Below are 1298 nucleotides of genomic sequence, written 5' to 3'. Positions count from 1 at the left end.
TGACCCGTCCTGAAATAAGTTGACACCTAGGAGACTTATTTTATGAAAACCCTGACAGCCCCTTCTCGAAAGCGTACACAGCGCGATTACTCCTTGGCTTTTAAACTCTCAGTTGTTGAACAAGTAGAAAAAGGCGAATTAAGCTACAAGCAAGCTCAGCATAGATACGGTATCCAAGGTCGTTCAACCGTATTAGTCTGGCTGCGAAAACATGGTACGCTGGACTGGACAGCCCAGAGAGCGAGTAAGCCCATGCACAATGAAACGCCCGAGCAAAAAATAAAGCGATTAGAGAAAGCCTTACAGGACAAAGAGGATTACGCTTACTTGTTAGAAGAAACGATTAAGCGAGTTGATCAGATTAAGGGGACCTCATTCAGAAAAAAGTTCTTAGAGTCATTGCCCGAGAAACTCAAGCCAAAGGACGAATAAGCCTTTCAAAAAGTTGTCGCTTACTTGGCGTATCGCGTCAGGCTCTATACCAAGAATGGTCGCGAACAAAGGAAAAACAAACCAGGCTTGCTCCCGTTCTTGTTGAAGTGCATCAAATACGGCAGAACTTGCCTCGTATAGGAGGCAGAAAACTTCATTATTTACTTCAGCCAGAATTAAAGCGGCAAGAGATCAAGCTTGGACGAGACGCCTTGTTTGATCTCTTACGCCTGAATCACCTACTAATTAGCCCTAAACGGCAATACCGAAAAACCACACATAGTAAACATTGGATGCGAAAGCATCCTAATCTTTATCAAAACGTCATATTAACTAGGCCCGAACAGGCTTATGTAAGTGACATCACCTATGTTGAAAGCGATCAAGGCGTACACTACCTATCATTAGTAACGGATGCGTATTCACGGAAAATAGTTGGTAGTCATTTAAGTAAAGACATGAAAGCAGAATCGGTAGTTAAAGCACTAGATCAGGTATTAAAAGAACGAAAGAGCACAGCTGAAGCGATCCATCACTCAGACAGAGGACTTCAATACTGCTCTGAACTTTATCAAAAACGCCTGAAGAGACATTGCATCAAGCCCTCGATGACAGAAGGATACGACTGTTATCAGAATGCTTTAGCTGAGCGGATCAATGGCATCTTGAAACAAGAGTTTCTAATCCATCGCTATAAAACAATAGAAGACTTAAGGCAGGTACTTAATGAAAGTATTTATGCATATAATTATTTAAGACCGCACAGCAGCTTAGGTATGAAAACACCTGCTGAAGTGCATAAAAAAGCCAGTTGAATGCTCAACTGGCTTTAATAAAAAACCGTCAACGTATTTTAGGACGGGTCA

General features: G+C 41.9%; 1 protein-coding gene. It reads left to right on the top strand.

All coding sequences use genetic code 11. The features are described from left to right. Positions 1-42: 42 nt before the first annotated feature. Positions 43-1247, top strand: a protein-coding gene (locus A3773_RS16740; protein WP_438942553.1) for an IS3 family transposase whose coding sequence is annotated in 2 segments (ribosomal slippage) — positions 43-373 and positions 373-1247 — 1206 coding nt in all. Because the reading frame shifts where the segments join, the coding sequence is not laid out codon by codon here. Positions 1248-1298: the final 51 nt, after the last annotated feature.

The sequence above is a fragment of the Neptuniibacter pectenicola genome (assembly GCF_001597735.1).
GTDB lineage: Bacteria > Pseudomonadota > Gammaproteobacteria > Pseudomonadales > Balneatricaceae > Neptuniibacter > Neptuniibacter pectenicola.
This window is presented reverse-complemented; position numbering and strand designations above follow the sequence as displayed.